This window comes from Flavobacterium soyae (genome assembly GCF_021245985.1).
In the GTDB taxonomy this organism is placed as follows: Bacteria; Bacteroidota; Bacteroidia; order Flavobacteriales; family Flavobacteriaceae; genus Flavobacterium; species Flavobacterium soyae.
The window spans coordinates 80,062-101,161 of record NZ_JAJQXA010000005.1; the positions used below are offsets into that span (position 1 = coordinate 80,062).

Here is a 21,100-nt window from a genome sequence, read left to right on the forward strand (position 1 = left end):
CAAGTGAAACGCCTTTTTTAAGCATTCTAAATCTATGTTTCTATGTGTTAAATTAATTTCACCCAACGGGTTAATTATTGTCTTTTTTAAATTGTTTTTGTATAGTTTATTCTTTTGTCTTTTTTTCCTGATTAGGTAAATGGCCGTATTTAACTTTATAACATTTGGCAAAATAGGAGGGAGAAGTAAACCCAACTTTATAGCTTATTTCGTTAATATTATTGTTGCCTTGTTCAATAAGCTGTTTTGCTTTCTCTAATCGTACATTTCTAATAAACTCGTTAACAGAAATGCCTGTTAATGTTTTTATTTTTCGATACAGCTGACTTCTGCTCAGGAAGATTTTAGAAGACAAAAGTTCTACAGTCAATTCTGGTTCGCTGATATTTTCATTAATAAAATGCAGGATTTTTTGAATGAAATCATTATCCAGCGATGTTGTTTTTTCTTTGCCTTGTTTTGTAATGCCGCTGTAAAATTTCTTAAACATGATCTGTCTGCTTGTAATAAGCTGTGCCAGGCTTGATTTTAAAATATCCAGTTCAAATGGTTTGCTTAAATACATATCTGCACCAGAATCGATCCCTTCTAATCTGTCTTTTACCATTGCTTTTGCCGACAGCATTAATAAAGGAATGTGACTTGTTTTTAAATCTCCTTTTATGTTTTTACACAACTGCAGTCCATCCATAACCGGCATAATAACATCTGTAATTATTAAATCCGGTAATTTTTGCACCGCAAGTTCGTAGCCCTTTTTACCATTTTCGGCTGTAATAACTTTGTAGGTTTTACTCAGTTCCTCTTTTAAATAACCTCTTAATTCAGGATTGTCTTCGACAATCAAAACTGTATAAGGTTTTGCAGTTTTTTCTGCAGGGTTGTCGATGGCTTCATCCGTAAAATCATCTTCATTGGTTTGATTATCAGCAGTGTCAAATAAAAATTGATTTTTGTTTTTTTCTGTTTTAAAAATCTCATCTATTATTTCACTTTTTTTATAAAAAGACCTGCCTAAAGGAAATGTTACCTTAAATTTTGTGCCTTCTCCAACTTCACTTTCCACTTCAATTTTTCCTTTATGCAGCTCAATAAATTCTTTGACAACCTCTAAACCAATTCCGGTGCTGCCGTAATAATCTTTATTTACATTATTGACCTGGTAGAACCGGTCAAAAATTCTGTTTAAATCTTTTTTACGAATTCCTGAACCTGTATCTGTAATTGTTATTGAAAACGAAGGAACTTTTTCTCCATTAATTATCAATGCATTATCTGTATCTGATGTGTCTATAGAAATAGTTATAGAACCATTATCCGGAGTAAATTTGAATGCGTTTGAAATAATATTAAAAAGTATTTTTTCCAGCATCTTAGGATCGAGCCAGTCTTCGAGTTCATCTTGTGATGACTCAAAATTAACTTTAATGTTTCGGGCAGCGGCTTCTTCATCAAAATAGCCAATAATTCCTTCTGTAAAGGCTACGACTTCAATGTTCTTCGCCTGAAGCGAAATTTTATTAAACTCTAATTTATTAAAATCCATAAGCTCATTAATAAGCCTGGAAAGCCTGTCAGAGCTTTTGTGTACAATTTTTAATTTATTATGTATTTCTGGAGACAATTTTTTGCTTCTTAAAATATCTTCCAGCGGATTAATAATCAGCGTTAATGGTGTCCTGAATTCATGCGAGATATTGGTAAAAAACTGTAATTTTTTATTGTTTAATTTCTCTAACTGAATGGTTTTTTCTTTTTCTAAAATAATGGCCTGCTTCGCTTTAAAACGATTTTGATAAATCTTATTAATATATCTAATTAGAAAAATTAAAATAGTGACGTAGATTAAATAAGCCCAAAAGGTTTTCCACCACGGGGGAAGAATTTTTATTTTTAGTTCTAATTGGTTATTGCTCCAGGAACCATCTGCATTGGCTGATTTTACTTTAAAAGTATAATTGCCCGGCGCAAGATTTGTATAGGTTGCTGTTCTGTTATTTCCGGCATAATTCCAGTCTTTTTCAAAACCTTCGAGGTAATAGGCGTATTGATTTTTTTTAGAATAATTGTAGTTAATTCCCACATATTCAATCGTAAAAACAGATTGTGTGTAGTTAAGCGTAATTTCTTTAGTCTGCGAAATTACTTTGGTTAAAGGCGAAGCTTCTTCATTTGGTTTTACGGATCGATTGAATAATTTAAAATCACTAAAATACAATCTTGGCGCTTTTTCTGTTTTTTTAATTTCGTTTGGATTAAAATAATTTACGCCTTCATAACCGCCAAAATACAACTCTCCGTTTCCATCTTTAAAGACGGCATTATTATTAAAATCGTTATCAATAAGACCATCATCTTTATTGAAATTGGTACTTTTCTTATTTTTAAAATCCAGTTTTGTTAAACCAGATCCGCCGCTTACCCATAATGAACCGTTATTGTCTGAAATTATGGCACGAACAGATTTTTCTTTAAAACCCGGAAAATCATCATAATTAGAAAATACCTTATTTTTTTTATTATAACTAAATAATCCCTGCCCGTCAGTTCCTATCCATATCGTTTTATCATTAGATTCATAAATGGATAAAATAGTTTGAATACTGTTGTGCTTATTTATGCCGCTAAACATTGCATCGCGCATTTTTGCCACTTTAAAGCCGGATTCGTCTTTTAAACTTACCTGATATAATCCTAAGATTGTTCCTACCCACAACACATTATCTGAGTCTACAAAGACTTTACGGATAAAAGCATTGTCTAAAGCATTATCTGAAAAAGGTTTAGAGTCACAATGCACAAATGTGCTGCTTTTATTATCAAAATAATGCAGCCCTTTTATAAAAGTTCCAATCCAGATTCGGCCTTTTGAATCTTCCGAAAAACTAAAAATTCGATTCGATTTTAATCCTGTAGTATTTGTAGTATTGTAGTTTATGAATCGGGTAGTGCCATTTTTTAAAAAATAGATTCCTCGATCCCAGCTTCCTATCCAGATATTTTGTTTACTGTCTACAAATATGGTCTGAATATCAAAAGCATCTAAACCAGAGTAATAGTTTTGATTATTTTGATTAATGTGAATGTAACTTTTATTCGTAAGATTATAAATGTCGAGTCCGCCGCCTTCATTACTTATTAATAAATTTCCCTTTTTATCTTTTATAACTGAAGTTACATGACTAGTCTGCAAAGAATTATCATTATTTACAAGTGATTCAAGAGAATTGAATTTGTTATTAGGTTTATCAAAAACACCAAGTCCTTTATTAAAATATCCTAACCAGAGCCGTTTTTCTTTGTCTTCGTATAACGACCAAACGGAATTAGATTTTAAACTAAAATTATCGTATTTACTGTGCAGGTATTTTCGAAGGACTTGTCCTTTATAATTTACAACCAGTAATCCGTCATTTTCTGTACCGCATACAATGTAATCCAGATTGCTTTGTACGATCGATAAGATTTTGTTTTTGGTAATAGTGTATTTTTCAAATTGATAATTATCAGTTTCGGGTTTAATTTTTATCAGACCGTTTTCAGTCGTTCCCATCCACAGATATCCAAATTTATCAATAACAAGGCTTTCTATATCGTCCAGCAAAGGTTCTCTTTTAAATTTGTCTTTGTAAACCTGTTTAACTTTTCCGTTTAAATCGATCTCTAAAAGACCATAACTGGTTCCTAAATAAATAATTCCCTGCTTATTTTTTACCGAAGATTTTATTAGAAAATTAGGTTTGTCCAACACCTTTGAGTGAACCAGCGAAGCTTTTAAAGTCTTTATATTAAGTTTGAATAATCCAAAACCATAAGCCCCTAAGAATAAATTGCCGTTATTGTCTTCAATAATTGTTTTTACGGTAATGGGTTCACTATATCCTTTTGTAATTACATCCTCAATATTGATTTTTGTAAAATTATCTAAATCTCTGTTGTACAAACACAATCCTTCATCTGTACCCACCCATAAATTATTATTAGAATCAATAAAAGTGGTGTAAATAAAGTTGCTGTTTACAGATCCGGGTTTTTTATCGTATTTATATCCAAAATAATTTACCCCGTCATATCGATACAAACCAGCACCGTTTGTGCCTATCCAGATAAAACCATTGTTATCCTGAATAATAGAAGAAACAGCTCTTTTTGTGGTAGTTTCCTGTATGCTTCTAAATTGGTAACTGTCAAATTTTCCTTGAGAAAACAGGCAGTTGATAAGTGAAAAGAAGCATAAAAGAATATATTTGATATTTTTCATTTACATTTTAATGTTATTATTATCAATTTTCATTGAAAATAAAATGGGTAATTGATTCTTTTTGAGAATATTTGAAGCAATATTAATAAAAGTAAATAAAACACTTAATTTTTTTTGTCCAAATTTGGCATATTGCCAAAATCCTGAGTACAATTAATAACCTTATAAGGAATTATCGTACTCAGGATATAAAATTGTAAAAAAAAATATACTAACCTGCTGGAGTAGTTTTTTTAACACATAGAAACATAGCTTTTGTTTACTTAAAAAAAGGCGTTTCACTTAGTTTTAATACACATAGCTATGTGTGAGAAACGAGTTTCTTTTTAACTTCTTTCCTCATAAATAATAAACCTATGTTTCTATGTGTTTAATTTTTTTTCTTGAAATACTTTATTTTAGCTCAAACTTAGTCGTAAGTCCTTCATTTGAATTCCAGCCCACCATAACATTGAATATGCCCGGTTCTACTAAAAATTTGCCATCGTTGTCATAAAAACCTATTTCCTTATCTGTTAAGGTAAAATGTACTGTTTTTGTTTCTCCTTTTTTTAATTCGATAAGCTCAAAACCTTTTAATTCTTTAACAGGCCTTACAATACTTGCAGCGGGATCATTTATATACAATTGAACGATTTCTTTTCCGTCAAAGTTTCCTGTGTTGGTAACGTCAACAGAAATTTCAATTTTTTCTCCTTTTTGAAAAGAAGATTTTGCTATTTTTAAATTTTTATAGGCAAAAGAAGTATAGCTTAATCCGTAGCCAAAAGGATATAAAGGTGTTTTTTCTACATCTGAATAATGTGACCAAAAAACATTTTGGTCTTTATCAGTCGGCCTTCCGGTATTATACAAATTGTAATAAATAGGACATTGGCCTACATTTCTTGGAAAAGACATTGGCAGTTTACCACTTGGGTTATAATCTCCGTATAAAACCTGTGCAACTGCATTTCCGGTTTGGGTTCCTAACTGCCACGCTTCGACAATAGCAGGAATATGCTCTGCTGCCCAAGGGAACGTTAACGGACGCCCATTATTTAAAACCAAGACAATATTAGGATTTACTTTATAAACTTCCTCTAACAATTGCTGTTGATTTCCCGGTAAGCTTAATTCAGTTCTGCTGCGGGCTTCACCGCTTTGAAAACCAATTTCACCCAAAACTATAACGACAACTTCGGCATTTTTTGCAGCTGTTTTTGCAGCTTCAAATCCAGAAAAATCAGTTGTATTAACTTTTACTTCGTCTAAAAATGATTGTTTGTTTACAGCGACATCCGTTCCTTTTTCATAAACTAATGAGTTGTCTTTATATTGCTGCATTCCTTCCAAAACTGATACTGCGGTATTGTCTTCGGCAGCAATTCTCCAGCTTCCCAGCGGACTGTTTTTATCATTTGCCAAAGCACCAATTAAAGCGATTTTAGTACCTGTTTTTTTCAAAGGCAGAAGATTTTTATCATTCTTCAGCAAAACAATAGATTTTTTGGCCATGTCCAGAACGTCATCATTATTTGCTTTACTGCCAACGTTTGCTTTTTCACGAGCTTCATCACAATATTTATAAGGGTTGTCAAACAAACCTAATTCAAATTTTACGCGAAGAATTCTGCGTACAGCATCATCAATCACACTTTCTTTGAGCAACCCTTTTTTTACTAATTGAACTAATTCAGTCACATATACATTTGATTCCATATCCATGTCAGAACCTGCTATGGCTGCTTTTTTAGCTGCATCGGCTGCATTAGCCGCGTAACCATGTGTAATCATTTCGCCTATAGAAGCCCAGTCTGAAACAACAAAGCCTTTAAATCCCCAGGCTCCTTTTAAAATATCTCTCTGCAAAAAACTGTTTCCGGTTGCAGGAACTCCATTTAGAGTATTAAACGAATTCATAAAAGTACGAATCCCTGCATCGACAGCTGCTTTAAAAGGCGGTAATACCGTATTGTATAGCTTTGAATTACTCATATCAACGCTGTTGTATTCTCGGCCAGCTTCTACAAAGCCATAAGCAGCAAAATGCTTCGCGCAAGCTATAACTGAGGTATTGCCGAAATTATCACCCTGAAAACCTTTAACTCTTGCCGCAGCAATTTTACTTCCCAAATAAGGATCTTCGCCAGCGCCTTCCATAACTCTTCCCCATCGTGCATCATTGACTATATCAACATTTGGTGCAAAAGTCCAGTTCAATCCAGAAGCAGAGGCTTCAAGAGCAGCCACTCGTGCCGAATTTTTAATGGCTTCTAAATCCCAGCTTGCGGCTTCTGCCAATGGAATAGGGCTGAGGGTTTTGTAACCGTGTATTACATCAAAACCAAAAATTAGCGGAATTCCAAGGCGGGTTTCCTCAACTGCTATTTTTTGTACTGCTTTAACTTCCTTAACACCTCTTACGGTCAGCATAGAACCTACCCATCCTTTTTTTATATTATTGTATTTTTCTTCGTTAGTACCAGATTCCGGTTTTGGCCCGGTAACATCCCATGAACCGTTATATTGATTCATTTGTCCAACCTTTTCTTCTAATGTCATTTCTTTCATCAAAAGTGAAATGCGGTCTTCTATTGGTTTACTGGTATCAAGATGTTTTTTTGTTTGGGCGTAACCGCTTCCATAAACGATCAGCAGTAAAAATGCATATCTTTTAATTTGTTTTTTCATCATTGTGTTTTTGGTTTTATACTAGATAGTTTTTCAATACAAGCTTGTAAAAGTAGTTTTGGAGTAATAATTAGAATAGTAGATTTGAAGCATTATATGATAGAAATGATGTATTTGTAATCTTTACAAGAGATAAAAACAAAAAATAGCAAAATCGAGACTGATTTTGTATTTAATGTTTTCACTTACTTTAAATAAAAAATAGAGCAGTAATAAGTAGAATGCATTTTGATATTTTAATTTCCGGAGTATTTTATAACAACCGATTGTTTAATTGATTTTTTATTGAATTTGTTGTTTTGGCTGATATTGCTTTCTATTTTTAAAATGCACGAATTTTAAATAAATTATACGAAATAACTTATTTAAAAATATTTTTTTATTTATTTTTTCTCAATTTTTATGTTTTTTAGTACATTTTGTTTTTTTACTAAAATTTTTAAAGGATCATTTTATATTTGATAATGAAGCATCCTTTGGGAAATATTTTTTTTAATATAATTTACAATTTTAGCTATAAAATTTAATTAATTATTATTTACGCTTTATTTTTTTAAATATCATTAATAAAATTAATACACAACCGATTGTGTATGTTTTGTTTTTTATTATATTTGTTTTAAATACACTTATTGAATAAGTCGATTTCTGACTTAATTTAAATCAATTTTAGGACTAACATTTTTATCGTAAGCTGCCGAAAAGCGGTTATTAAAATTCGGGCATTATTTAACTTATATAACAAATTTAATTATAGTAATGAGTGTTGATATTACAGTTACCTTATACTGGTTTTGGGTTTGTTAGTTAAAGCCGGGAGGCATTCTCCCGGCTTTTAATATTTTCTAATAAATAAAGAGTATACAAAATGATTAAAAGAAATATCTTTTTTTTAACAGCTGCACTGTTTTTGTGTTTTTTTAAAGGGACAGCTCAAAGCGCGATCCAGAAAAAAATGCAAGCTAAAAAAACTGCTGTTTTTTCTAATGTCAGTTATATTGGCGACGATCAGGTTTATTACGACAACCCATTAAAACCGGATGAATTTTATACGCCAATTTTACAAGGCTGTTATCCTGATCCTGCCATTACAAAAAAAGGCGATGATTACTACATGGTCTGTTCTTCATTTGCTATGTTTCCCGGTGTACCCATTTTCCATTCTAAAGATTTAGTCAACTGGACAGATTTGGGAGGCGTTTTAAATAATGCTGCAGAGTTTAATCCGCATGATACAGGAATTAGTGAAGGCGTTTATGCTCCCGGGATTACTTATAATTCCCATAATGATACCTTTTATATGATTGTAACAGCATTTTCTGGCGGGCTGGGAAATATTATTGTGAAGACTAAAGATCCTGTGAAAGGCTGGGGAAGTCCTATAAAATTAGATTTTGGGGGCATTGATCCTTCTATATTTTTTGATGACAACGGCAAAGGTTATATTGTTCATAATGATGCGCCTGATAAAGGAAAACAATTGTATGAAGGACATCGTGTAATAAAAATTTGGGAGTATGATCTCAATACAGATAAAGTAATTCCCGGCACCGATAAAATTATTGTAGACGGAGGCGTTGATCTTTCTAAAAAACCGATCTGGATTGAAGCCCCGCATTTGTATAAAAAAAACGGAAAATATTATTTGATGTGTGCCGAAGGCGGAACAGGAGACAATCACAGTGAAGTTATTTTTGTAAGTGATAATCCTAAAGGACCTTTCAAACCGGCATCAAATAATCCAATACTCACACAGCGTTATTTTCCAAAAGACAGAGGCAGCAAAGTAGATTGGGCAGGTCATGCTGATTTAATTCAGGGGCCGGAAAATAAATACTATGGCGTTTTTTTAGGGATTCGTCCTAATAATCAAAACAGGGTAAATACAGGGAGAGAAACTTTTATACTGCCTGTTGACTGGTCTGGTGATTTTCCTGTTTTTGAAAACGGATTAATTCCCCTGCAGCCCAAATTAAAAATGCCTGCAGGAGTTACAAATAAAACAGGAAAAGACGGTTTTTTTCCGAACGGAAATTTCACTTTTACCGAAAATTTTACCTCTAAAAAATTAGATTACAGATGGATAGGATTGCGGGGGCCTCGGGAAAATTTTATTTCATTAAGTAAAAAAGGCTTAGAAATAACACCATTTGAAGTAAATATTAAAGAAGTTAAACCCACTTCTACACTTTTTTACAGACAGCAGCACAACACATTTTCATTTACTGCCACCGTTGATTACAAACCGCAGTCAGATAAAGATTTGGCAGGTATTGCCTGTCTTCAGAATGAGCGCTCTAATTATGTATTTGGAATCACAAAAAAAGGAAATGATACTTTTATTTTATTAGAAAGAACAGAAAAAGGACAGTCAAAAATTATAGCAAGTTCTAAAATCAAAATAACAAATTCATTACGATTGCGGGTAAAAGCCAAAGGAGACAATTATGAATTTAGTTATGCTGTCAATGGCGTTGATTTTGAAAACTTAGGCGGACCAGTTTCCGGAGATATTCTTTCAACCAATATCGCCGGAGGTTTTACCGGAGCGTTGATAGGTTTATATGCTACCGCTGCCAATGATGCTCATCCACAATAGTTGTTCATTTTTTAAATCTTCAAACCAAAAACAAATGAAATCAATAATTAGGTTTTTAAAATTCGTAATTCTTTTTTTAATAGTACAGAAAGGGTATTCACAAGACTCAGATTTTCATGTTTATTTGAGTTTAGGACAATCCAATATGGAAGGTTATGCTAAAATTGAACCACAGGATAAGCTAAATGTAAATCCGCGTTTTCAGGTTTTAGCCACAGTTAACTGTCCTGAAATGGGACGTGAAATGGGAAAATGGTACACAGCAGTCCCGCCTTTGTGCAGATGTACAACAGGACTTACTCCAATAGATTATTTTGGAAGAACAATGATTTCTAATCTTCCCGATAAAATAAAAGTAGGCGTTATAAATGTTGCTGTTGGAGGCTGTAAAATTGAACTTTTTGATAAAAATAATTTCGAAACTTATGTTGCAGGTTCTCCAGACTGGCTAAAAAACATTGTAAAAGAATATGATGGAAATCCATATGCAAGATTAGTAGCAATGGCAAAAATTGCGCAGCAAAAAGGCGTCATAAAAGGCATTTTATTGCATCAGGGAGAATCGAATACAGGCGATACGCTTTGGCCTCAAAAAGTGAAAATTGTATATGATAATTTAATAAAAGACTTAAATCTTGATCCTAAAAAAGTACCGTTACTTTCTGGAGAAACCGTAAATGAAGATCAGAACGGTAAATGCAGCAGTATGAACAAGATTATTGCAAAACTGCCTCAGGTTATACCAAACGCCTATGTTATTTCTTCAAAAGGATGTAAGGCTGAACCTGATTTTCTGCACTTTAATGCTGATGGTTACAGAGAATTAGGCCGACGTTACGCCGAAAAAATGTTATCGTTATCCGGTTATGCATTATCTAATGGCAAAGAACCTTTTATAGTTCAGGCACCGCTTGGATTTGATGTGGCTGACCCAAATGTAAAAGAAGGAAAAATCGAGACCATAACTTACGAATCTAAGACGGTAGGTTCTGTTAGAAAAGCAACGATTTATACGCCGCCGGGATTCAACAAAAAGAAAAAATATCCGGTTCTGTACCTTTTACATGGAATAGGAGGCGATGAAAAAGAATGGCTGAACGGAGGAAATCCGCAGGTTATATTAGATAATCTTTACGCCGAAGGAAAAATTGAACCCATGATTGTAGTTATGCCAAATGGAAGGGCAATGAAAGATGACAGTGCTACAGGAAATATAATGGACCCTGAAAAGGTAAAAGCTTTCAGTGTTTTTGAACAGGATCTTTTAAATGATTTAATTCCATTTATTGAAAAAAAATATCCGGTTTTAAAAGACAGGGAACACCGTGCAATTGCCGGTTTATCTATGGGAGGCGGACAGTCTTTGAATTTCGGATTAGGGAATTTAGATAAGTTTGCCTGGGTAGGGGCATTTTCGGCAGCGCCAAATACTAAGATGCCGCAAGATTTACTGCCTAACCCCGAAGAAGCAAAAAAGAAACTCAAACTGCTTTGGATTTCATGCGGCGATAAAGACTGGCTTATAGAAAACAGTACCCGTACACACGATTATTTATCAAAAAATAATGTACCGCATATTTATTACATCGAACCGGGAGTACATGATTTTAAAGTCTGGAAAAATGGATTATATATGTTTTCGCAGTTTTTATTTAAGCCTGTCGATCAGTCAAAATTTGCGGACTATACTATTTTAGGCAGTCTGGCACAGACCAATATTCGTAATGCTGAGTATCCTCAAATATTACCGGATAACAGGGTTATTTTTAAAATGAAAGCTCCGGAGGCCTCAAGATTGCAAATTGATTTAGGTAAGAAATATGATATGGTAAGAGATTCTGAAGGATTATGGACTGTAACAACTAATGTCATAAATCCAGGGTTTAATTACTATTCTTTACTTATTGATGGTGTCGCTGTAGCTGATCCGGCAAGTAAATCATTTTATGGCATGGGACGTATGGCCAGCGGCATTGAAATTCCCAATAAAGAAGGAGATTTTTATACCTTAAAAAACGTTCCGCATGGAGAGGTAAGAATCAAACAATACTTTTCAAAAGTAACCAATTCGTGGCGTGAAATGTATGTTTACACGCCGCCAGGTTATGAAAATGCCAGCGAAAAATATCCGGTTTTATATTTATTGCATGGAGGAGGCGAAGATCAGACAGGATGGTCTTCTCAGGGTAAAGCAAATTTAATCTTAGACAATTTAATAGCCGAAAATAAAGCAAAACCAATGCTGATCGTAATGCTTGACGGAAATGTAGCAGGAAGTGCAGGCTTCAATGAAAATGCACTTAAAACCTTTGAAAATGAATTAAAAACAGAGGCAGTACCTTTTGTAGAAATTAATTTTAAAGCAGCAAAAGATCCTAAAAACAGAGCATTGGCCGGTTTGTCGATGGGAGGACTGCAGACACTTTATGCAGGGATTAAAAATTCAGATATGTTTTCCAGCATTGGTGTATTTAGTTCAGGATGGTGGGCCAATAATTCGGCTTTATCAGAACCTCAGTATGAATTTATGAAAAACAATGCAGCAACAATTAATTCAAATATTAAAGAATTATGGATTTCAATGGGCGGTAAAGAAGATATCGCTTATGAAAATTGTAAAATAATGATGAAGAAATTCGACGAGATGGGAATTAAATACAAATATAGTGAATATCCGGGCGGACACACCTGGCCGGTATGGAGACACGATTTATTTAAGTTTGCCCCATTGTTATTCAATTGAAATCTTTTTAGAAGATTACAAGTCTCCGAAAGTAATATAAAAGTGTAAACGTTTTTAATTCAATTAGAAAGAATATGAAAAAATATTTAAGTGGCATATTACTGTTTTTTGGGATTTCATTAGCTGCACAAAAAGCACAGAACCCTGTAATTTTTGCAGATGTTCCTGATTTGTCCATCATCAGAGTTGGCAGTGATTATTATATGAGCAGTACGACGATGCACATGAGCCCGGGCGTTCCAATCATGAAATCAAAAGATTTAATTAATTGGAAAATAATAAATTATGCCTCTAATACTTTAGGAAATACAGACGAACTAAATCTGGATAATGATAAAAACAACTATGGGCGGGGTTCTTGGGCAAGTAATATTAGATTTCACAACAATACATTTTATGTAACCACTTTTGCCCAGACTACCGGAAAGACTTATGTATACACGACAAAAGATATCGAAAAAGGACCGTGGAAAGAAATTAGTTTTAGCCCGGCATATCACGATCACAGTATCTTGTTTGATGATGATGGCAGAGTTTATATGGTGTACGGAAATGGCAGACTTTTTATCAAAGAATTAAAATCTGATTTATCAGGAATAAAAGAAAACGGATTAGATCAGGTTTTAATAGAAAATGCCAGCAGTCCGGCAGGAAATGCTATTATGCTTGGCGCAGAAGGTTCTCAATTGTATAAAATAAAAGGTAAATATTATCTATTTAATATTGTCTGGCCAAAAGACGGAATGCGTACAGTGCTTATTCACAGAGCCGATAAAATTACGGGGCCGTGGGAAGGAAAAATTGGCTTGCAGGATTTAGGAGTCGCACAAGGAGGGTTAATCGATACTCCTGACGGAAAATGGTTTTCGTACTTATTTAGAGACTACGGAGGCGTAGGGCGAATTCCCTATTTTGTTCCGGTTAAATGGGAAGACGGCTGGCCAATTTTGGGCGAAAATAATAAAGTATCTCAATACTTAGATTTACCTGAAAGTAAAGGGTTAATTCCGGGGATTGTGAACTCTGATGATTTTGACAGAAAGAAAGGAGACAAAGATTTACCCCTAGTCTGGCAGTGGAACCACAATCCTGATAATTCATTTTGGTCAGTAAAAGAAAGAAAAGGCTATTTAAGATTAAAGACAGCTTCAAAAACAAACACTTTTACACAGGCTAAAAATACGCTCACACAAAGAACGTTTGGGCCAGAATGTTCAGGAATAACTCTGTTGGAAGTTTCTAAAATGAAAGAAGGCGATTTTGCAGGGCTTTCTTTACTTCAAAAAGATTTTGGTCTGGTAGGCATAAAAGCCGAAAACGGATCAAAAAGAATTGTCATGGTTGAAACCATAGATGGCATTTCAAAAGAAATTCAAAGCGTTTCCTTCACCGGAACTAAAATCTATTTTAAAGCTGCATGCAATTTTAAAGACAAAGCAGATTTGGGCAGGTTTTACTATAGTCTGGATGGAAAAGAATGGATTGCTATAGGAAACATAATAAAAATGCCCTACACACTTCCTCATTTTATGGGCTATAGATTTGGCCTTTTTAATTATGCAGAGAAAGATTTAGGAGGTTATATTGATTTTGATTATTTCCATCTTGACAATAAAAATTAAATGATAAACAAACAGTAAAATCTTTAATCAAAAGAAAAAACATGAAAAATAATTATCTATATCTTTTAAGTTTAGTATGCTTTTTCAATTTAAACGCACAGCAATATCCTTATAAAGATCCGTCGCTAAGTTCTAAAAAGCGTGCAGAAGATTTAATTTCCCGATTAACGCTCGAAGAAAAAGCAGCATTAATGTGCGATCAGAGTGACGCTGTACCAAGATTGGGAATCAAAAAGTTTAACTGGTGGAGTGAAGCATTGCACGGTTATGCTAATAATGATAATGTTACTGTTTTTCCTGAACCCATAGGGATGGCAGCTTCGTTTGACGATCAATTGGTTTTTCGTGTATTTGATGCAGTTTCTGATGAAGGCCGTGCAAAATACAACCAATGGATTCAAAACGGAAATGAAAATAAACGTTTTTTAAGCCTTTCAGTCTGGACGCCAAATGTCAATATTTTTAGGGACCCGCGCTGGGGGCGCGGACAAGAAACGTATGGAGAAGATCCTTATCTTACTTCACGAATGGGAATTTCGGTTGTAAAAGGACTTCAGGGACCAGCTGATGCAAAATATCGTAAGCTTTTGGCCTGTGCGAAACATTTTGCCGTTCATTCCGGCCCTGAATGGAGCAGACATGAATTGAATTTGAATAATGTAAATCCGCGTGAATTATACGAAACCTATCTTCCGGCATTTAAAGCATTGGTTCAGGAAGCCGATGTTCGTCAGGTAATGTGTGCATACCAGCGTTTAGACGACGAACCTTGCTGCAGCAATACAAGACTTTTACAGCGTATTCTTCGAGATGATTGGGGATTTCAATATCTGGTAGTTTCAGATTGCGGTGCAGTTACTGATTTTTATACCACCCATAAAGTTTCATCAGATGATGTACATGCCGCATCAAAAGCCGTACTGGCAGGAACTGATGTAGAATGTGTCTGGGATAAATACCCCTTTAAAAAATTGCCCGAAGCCGTTGAGAAAGATTTAATTAAAGAAGAAGAAATCAATAAAAGTCTGCTTCGTGTTTTAATTGGCCGTTTTGATTTGGGCGAAATGGATGATGACTCGATTGTGCCCTGGACTCAGATTCCGGCAACGGTGCTTAACAGTAAAGAACATCAGCAGTTAGCACTGGAAATGGCACAAAAGTCAATGACGCTTTTACAAAATAAAAACAATATACTTCCATTAAACAAAAGCATAAATAAAGTGGCCGTTATAGGTCCAAATGCAGATAATGAACCTATGTTATGGGGAAATTATAACGGAACACCCAATAAAACCATTACCATTAAAAAAGGAATTGAAGGAAAACTTACTGAAAATAAAGTCCTATACGATAAATCCTGCGATTTAGTCGAGGATAAAGTAACGGATACTTATTTTGATCAATTCTCCTTTGATGGGAAAAAAGGAATGAAAGCCACCTATTGGAACAATCCTAATAGAGAAGGGAATAGTGTTGTTTCGCAGCAAATTTTAAATCCTATAAAAATGACCACTGCAGGTCAGCATGAATTTGCTTCGGGAGTTAAACTAGAAGGATTTTCGGCAAAATACGAAACCGAATTTACAGCGAAAGAAACCGATACTCTTGTTTTTAAAACCGGAGCTGCCGGAGCTTTTGAATTATTTGTTGATGGTAAATCTATAGCAAAATATACCAACTGGCGCATTGTTCCCGGCAAAATTCCGTTTGCAGTTGAAGCAGGCAGAAAATATAAAATCGAAATTCTTTTTGCTCAATCCAACAATTGGCAGGCTAATTTAGAATTTGATTTTGGAAAAGAGTTTGATATTGATTTCAAAACCCTGATTCAAAAATTAAAAGGCATAGATACCGTAATTTTTGCAGGCGGACTTTCGACTTTACTGGAAGGAGAAGAAATGCCGGTTTCCTTTCCAGGTTTTAAAGGCGGCGACCGAACTAATATTGAACTTCCTGCCGTACAAAGAAAATGTTTAAAAGAACTTAAAGCAGCTGGTAAAAAAGTAATTTTTGTAAACTGTTCAGGATCTGCCATTGCTTTAACACCTGAAACAGAAAGCTGCGACGCTATCTTGCAGGCTTGGTATCCGGGAGAATCTGGTGGTCAGGCTGTGGCCGATGTTCTTTTTGGAGATTATAACCCTGCGGGAAAACTGCCCGTTTCATTTTATAAAAACTCAGATAAATTAGGCGACTTCGAAGATTATTCGCTGAAAGGAAGAACTTACCGCTATACAACCGATGTTTTGTTTCCGTTTGGTTTTGGCTTAAGCTACTCTAAATTCGATATTGGAGCAGGGAATTTAAGCAAGAGCAAGATAAAATCTAATGAAGATACGCAGCTAAAATTTTCAATAAAAAACAGCAGCAAACGCGACGGAACAGAGATTGTTCAGGTTTATGTTCGAAAATTAAATGACACAGACGGGCCGTTAAAAACATTAAAAGCATTTAAACGAATTGAGTTAAAATCTGGCGAAAAACAAAATGTAACAATCAATTTACCGGCTTCTTCATTTGAGTTTTATGATGCTAAAAACAGAACAATGAATATTACTTCTGGAGAATACGAGGTGTATTATGGCAGCAGTTCTGATACTAAAGATTTAAAAATGATTAAAATGGATATTCAATAAACTAAATATTGCATTTTAAATTTCTTTATCAAAATAAAACAGCCCCAATATTGTGTTTTATAAAACAATATAAAATTGAATTTTAATTTAATAATCATTTTATAATGTCTTCAAAAAAATGTTTTAGAGCCATTGCTATTTTGTTTTTTATAATCAACAGCTTGTTTTCTCAAAATACATTTGAAAACTATCAATTTCGTCTGGTAGATAAAGAGACTTCAAAAAGCGGTATTTATACCATCACACAAGATCAATTTGGCGTTATGTGGATGGGAACAAATGGTGCAGGTTTATATAAATATGATGGAATAAATTATGTGGGTTACGAGCAAGACTCAAAACGCAGTAATTCTATTAACAGCAATTTAATTTATACTGTTTATGTAGATACGCAGAACCGCTTGTGGACAGGTACTGATGAAGGGTTATGTCTTTATAATCGGAATTTGGATACTTTTGAGAATATCGACCTTCGAAAACAAAGCCAAAAAGAAACTGTAATTTCTGTAAGAAGTATCATTGAAGACAATAAAGGCAATCTCTTTTTAGGAACGTTTAACAACGGCCTGCTAAAACTGAATGTGAAGTCAAGGAAAATTACAAGCCTTAAATTAGACACCCCAAATGCAGTAAATTATTTGATCCATTGTTTAGTAAAGGATAAAAAAGGAACCATTTATTTAGGAACTAATTCTGGTTTAAAAGTAGTTGATCCTATAAAAAATGAGGTAAAAAAGGTAAAAATTGCCAAAAACAATGAATTACTGTCAGGCACCATTATATCTATGTTTTTTGACAGTAAACAAAACTTATGGATTGGTAACGGATACAAAGGTCTGGTTAAAGCCAATTTATATTCTAAAGAAAAACAGGCTGTTACTTATCCTATTACCAGAAAAAGAATTATGTCAATTCTGGCAGTAGATACCGAAACTATTCTTTGCGCAACAGAAAATGACGGATTAATCATTGTAAACGAACAAGGTGTTGTTCAAAAAAAATATGAAAACAGTAAATTCAATAATCGCAGTTTAGGTTCTAATTCTGTCTGGTCGTTATATGCAGACAAAGAAAAAAGAATATGGCTGGGATATTATAATAAGGGTTTAGGTGTTTTTGACAGGATAAACAATAAGATTATAGGAATTGAGAGTTTAGCCGGAAATCCGCAGTCACTGCAAACCAATTGTGTTACCGGGATTGCCAAAGATCATGAAGGTCAGTTGTGGATTTCTATGGAAGGCGGAGGCGTAGATGTTTACAATCCGGAAACCAAAAACTTTAAACATATTGCCAAGTCTGACAGTCAATTTTATTCGGGATTAACGAATAATAACATTACTAAAGTTTTTATAGATAAAAAGCAAAATGTCTGGCTGGCGAGCTGGAATGAGGGAATCTTTTTTTTGAAAAAAGGAAGCCGGAACTTTATTAATTACAACACAAAAAATACTCCTGATTTAGCCTCAGACAATATTATGAGTATTGCCGAGGATTCAAGAGGTGTAATATGGATTGGAACTTTTGCAAAAGGACTACACTATTATACTCCGTCAGATGGTCGTTTTCATCATTGCAATCAGAAACCATTTTATGCCAATGGAATGGTGAATTTAGACATTAGAAAAGTAATGGTAGATTCAGATGATGCTGTTTGGGTTGGTTCAACAACGGGTTTATACAAAGTCAGTACAAAGGATTTTGTTACTTTCTCTGTGACTTCTTTACGCGATAAAATGTCAGAAAAGCTCAAAAATCATAAAAGCATACACACTATTAATACTTTATATCAGGCCAAAAACAAAGAAATCTGGATTGGTACAGACGGGGCGGGATTGTTCAGCTACAATAAAAAAACAGATGCTCTAAAATGGTATATAAATTTTAATGGGCTTCATGAAAAATCAATAGCCTCAATTATAGAATCTAATGACGGACGAATTTGGTTAAGCGGAAAAAAGGGAATCAGCAGACTGGATTTAAAAAACAAAACAACAGTCAATTACTCTACTTACGACGGTTTGCTTGGAAATGATTTTAATAACAATTCGGTTCTAAAAGATGAAAACGGAATACTGTATTTTGGAGGTTACGAAGGTTTAAATTGTTTTAATCCTCAAAATTTGGTAAAAAGCAAAAAACAGCTTCCCATTTATTTTACAGATCTGAAACTTTTCAATAAATCAGTAAAGCCGCTTGAAAAAAATTCGCCGTTAATAAAAGTAATATCAGAAACAAAAAAAATAATACTTAAACATGATCAGTCTGTATTTACAATTGATTTTATTGGTATAAATTATTCTTTTCCCGCCAGAAATGAATTTGCTTATTACTTAGAAGGTTTTGAAGATTCGTGGAATTATGTGGGCAGTAAAAGCTCTGCAGCTTATACCAACTTAGCTCCGGGAAAGTACATTTTTAAGGTTAAGGCATCTGAAAAAAACGGAGCATGGAGCCAGAAGCCATTAGAATTAAAAATTGAAATTTTGCCGCCCTGGTGGAAAACATCATTTGCTTATCTCTTTTATTCGCTGTTAGTGCTGGCGGCAATTTATTTTGGAAATCAATATTATCAAAATAGGTTCAAACAGAAACAATTAATACAATTTGAACAGAAAAAAGCGGCTCAGATTGAAAAATTAAATGATAAAAAATTACAATTCTTTACCAATATTTCGCATGAGTTTAGAACACCGCTTACCTTAATTTTAAATCCTTTAGCAGATATACTCAAGAACAATACACAGGAACTTTCAGGCGGTGTTTTGAATAAACTGCAGACAATTCAAAAAAGTTCTGACAGACTTTCAAGATTAATCAACGAGCTGATGGATTTTAATCAGCTTCAGTTTAATAAAATGCCATTGAATGTACAGCAATTAGAGGTAGTTGGTTTTACAAAAGAAATTGTAAGCTATTTTGATGAAGAAGCGCAAAGCCGCGGAATTGAGCTGCAATTTCAATCAGATAAAAAAACATTAAACGATTGGGTAGATCCCAAAATGTTTGAGAAAATTATTTTTAATGTGATTTCAAACGCTTTTAAGGTTACTCCGGATAATGGGAAAATAACAATAAGAGTAGTAATCAATGAGGAATTAATTTATTTTCCATTACTAAAACCTGCCTATAGTAATCCTTCTTTTTCGGTTATTGTTGAAGACACCGGTGCGGGATTAGATAAAAAAGACATTAAGCGAATCTTTGACCGTTTTTATCAGGTAAACAATTTAAATAAAGCGTATTACGGAAGCACAGGGATAGGCTTAGAAGTAGTTCGCGGATTTGTAGAACTGCACAAAGGGGTTATTGAAGTAAAAAGTGCATTAGGAGCCGGAACCACTTTTAAATTGATATTCCCGATTGGGAAAGATTTCTTCAATGAAAATGAAATACTGCAGGGAGAATTTAAAAAGGAGAAAAAACTAAGTTTTACACCAACTATTGAAAAAAAAACTGTTCAATCACCAGATGATCTGGAACATAAAGATCGTGTTTATACCATTTTGATTGTTGAAGATAATGTAGAATTACGGAATTATTTAAAAAATGAACTTAAAAAAGAATATAAAGTAATTACGGCAGAAAATGGTCAGATTGGCTTAGAAGCAGCTTTGCAAAAACAGCCTGATTTGATTTTGACCGATGTAATTATGCCTGTTATGAATGGTTTAGAGTTATGCAAAAACATTAAAGCAGATTTAAAAACCAGTCATATTCCGTTAATGATGCTGTCTGCAAAAGCATTAGTCAAAGATAAATTAGAAGGAATAGATTCCGGTGCCGATATGTATCTGAGCAAACCATTTGATATGGATATTTTACGGTCCAGTTTAGTGCAGCTGCTTAAAAGCAGGCAGATTATGTTTAATAAATTCTATAACGGCATTACTCCAAAGGCAAAAGAAAAAACTACAACACTGGATAACGAATTCATAAAAAATGTCCTGAATTATATTAATGAAAATATCAATGAATATGAGTTGAGTGTTGAGGTTCTGGCATCAAAGGTATTTTTAAGCAGAAGCCAGCTGTATCGAAAAATTAAAACATTAACAGGTGTTTCTGTAAATGAATTTATACGGAATGTTCGTTTAGAAAAAGCAAAAGAATTAATAGAGCTGGGCAATGACAATATAACCGAAATCAGTATTAAGGTTGGTTTTAGTTCTCCTTCTTATTTTACAAAATGTTATAAAGAAAAATACGGGCAGCTGCCTACACACAGCAAATAATTTATTCATTTTGAATTAGACTTAAAGACGGTTTATGCCGTCTTTTTTTTGTTCAAATAAATAGACTTCTTATTTATGATTTTCAATGCCTTAAATATTAAAAATCAAAGTAATTAACACTTAAAATCCTTTTTAAGTAATTATTGAATAATTGTAATTGAATCCTTTTTTTATTTCATGCTTAAAAAAGGAACAACATTATTATTAAAATCCTATTTCTGTTTTTTTCGATAAATCACTTAAAAACCGTCAATATGCCTGTTTCTGTAGTTATCATGCTACAAAATTGATAGTTTTTGCATCATTTTTAATAGACAAAATTTATGTTAAG

Annotated in this window: 7 protein-coding genes; 5 read left to right on the plus strand and 2 right to left on the minus strand. The window is 33.7% G+C overall.

The genetic code is table 11. From position 1 onward, the window contains the following. Positions 1–106 precede the first annotated feature (106 nt). Together LUU93_RS08285 and bglX are read right to left on the minus strand one after the other, a co-directional pair. The gene (locus LUU93_RS08285) at positions 107–4,261 is read right to left on the minus strand and encodes a hybrid sensor histidine kinase/response regulator transcription factor (RefSeq protein WP_232680227.1); all 4,155 of its coding nucleotides are present in this window, start codon (positions 4,259–4,261) and stop codon (positions 107–109) included. Between the two features lie 393 nt (positions 4,262–4,654). After that, positions 4,655–6,934: a beta-glucosidase BglX gene (bglX, locus tag LUU93_RS08290; protein ID WP_232680529.1), complete on the minus strand. Its 2,280-nt coding sequence runs from the start codon at positions 6,932–6,934 to the stop codon at positions 4,655–4,657. A 955-nt stretch (positions 6,935–7,889) separates the two neighbouring features. Here bglX and LUU93_RS08295 point away from each other — a divergent pair. The 5 genes from LUU93_RS08295 to LUU93_RS08315 all read left to right on the plus strand — a co-directional run bounded on the left by LUU93_RS08295 (position 7,890) and on the right by LUU93_RS08315 (position 20,769). Next, positions 7,890–9,533 (plus strand): glycoside hydrolase family 43 protein, encoded by a 1,644-nt coding sequence (locus tag LUU93_RS08295; protein ID WP_232680229.1) that lies wholly within the window; start codon positions 7,890–7,892, stop codon positions 9,531–9,533. Between the two features lie 34 nt (positions 9,534–9,567). Beyond that, entirely contained in the window at positions 9,568–12,276 is a 2,709-nt protein-coding gene (locus LUU93_RS08300; RefSeq protein WP_232680232.1) for an alpha/beta hydrolase-fold protein, read from the plus strand. Between the two features lie 74 nt (positions 12,277–12,350). Beyond that, a complete protein-coding gene (locus tag LUU93_RS08305; RefSeq protein WP_232680234.1) occupies positions 12,351–13,898 on the plus strand; it encodes a glycoside hydrolase family 43 protein in 1,548 nt (515 codons plus the stop codon). 41 nt (positions 13,899–13,939) lie between these two features. After that, positions 13,940–16,534 carry a xylan 1,4-beta-xylosidase gene (xyl3A, locus tag LUU93_RS08310; protein ID WP_232680235.1) on the plus strand — a complete coding sequence of 865 codons (2,595 nt, stop codon included), beginning with the start codon at positions 13,940–13,942 and terminating at the stop codon, positions 16,532–16,534. A gap of 104 nt (positions 16,535–16,638) precedes the next feature. Then, positions 16,639–20,769, plus strand: a complete 4,131-nt coding sequence (locus tag LUU93_RS08315; RefSeq protein WP_232680237.1) for a hybrid sensor histidine kinase/response regulator transcription factor — start codon at positions 16,639–16,641, stop codon at positions 20,767–20,769. Positions 20,770–21,100: the final 331 nt, after the last annotated feature.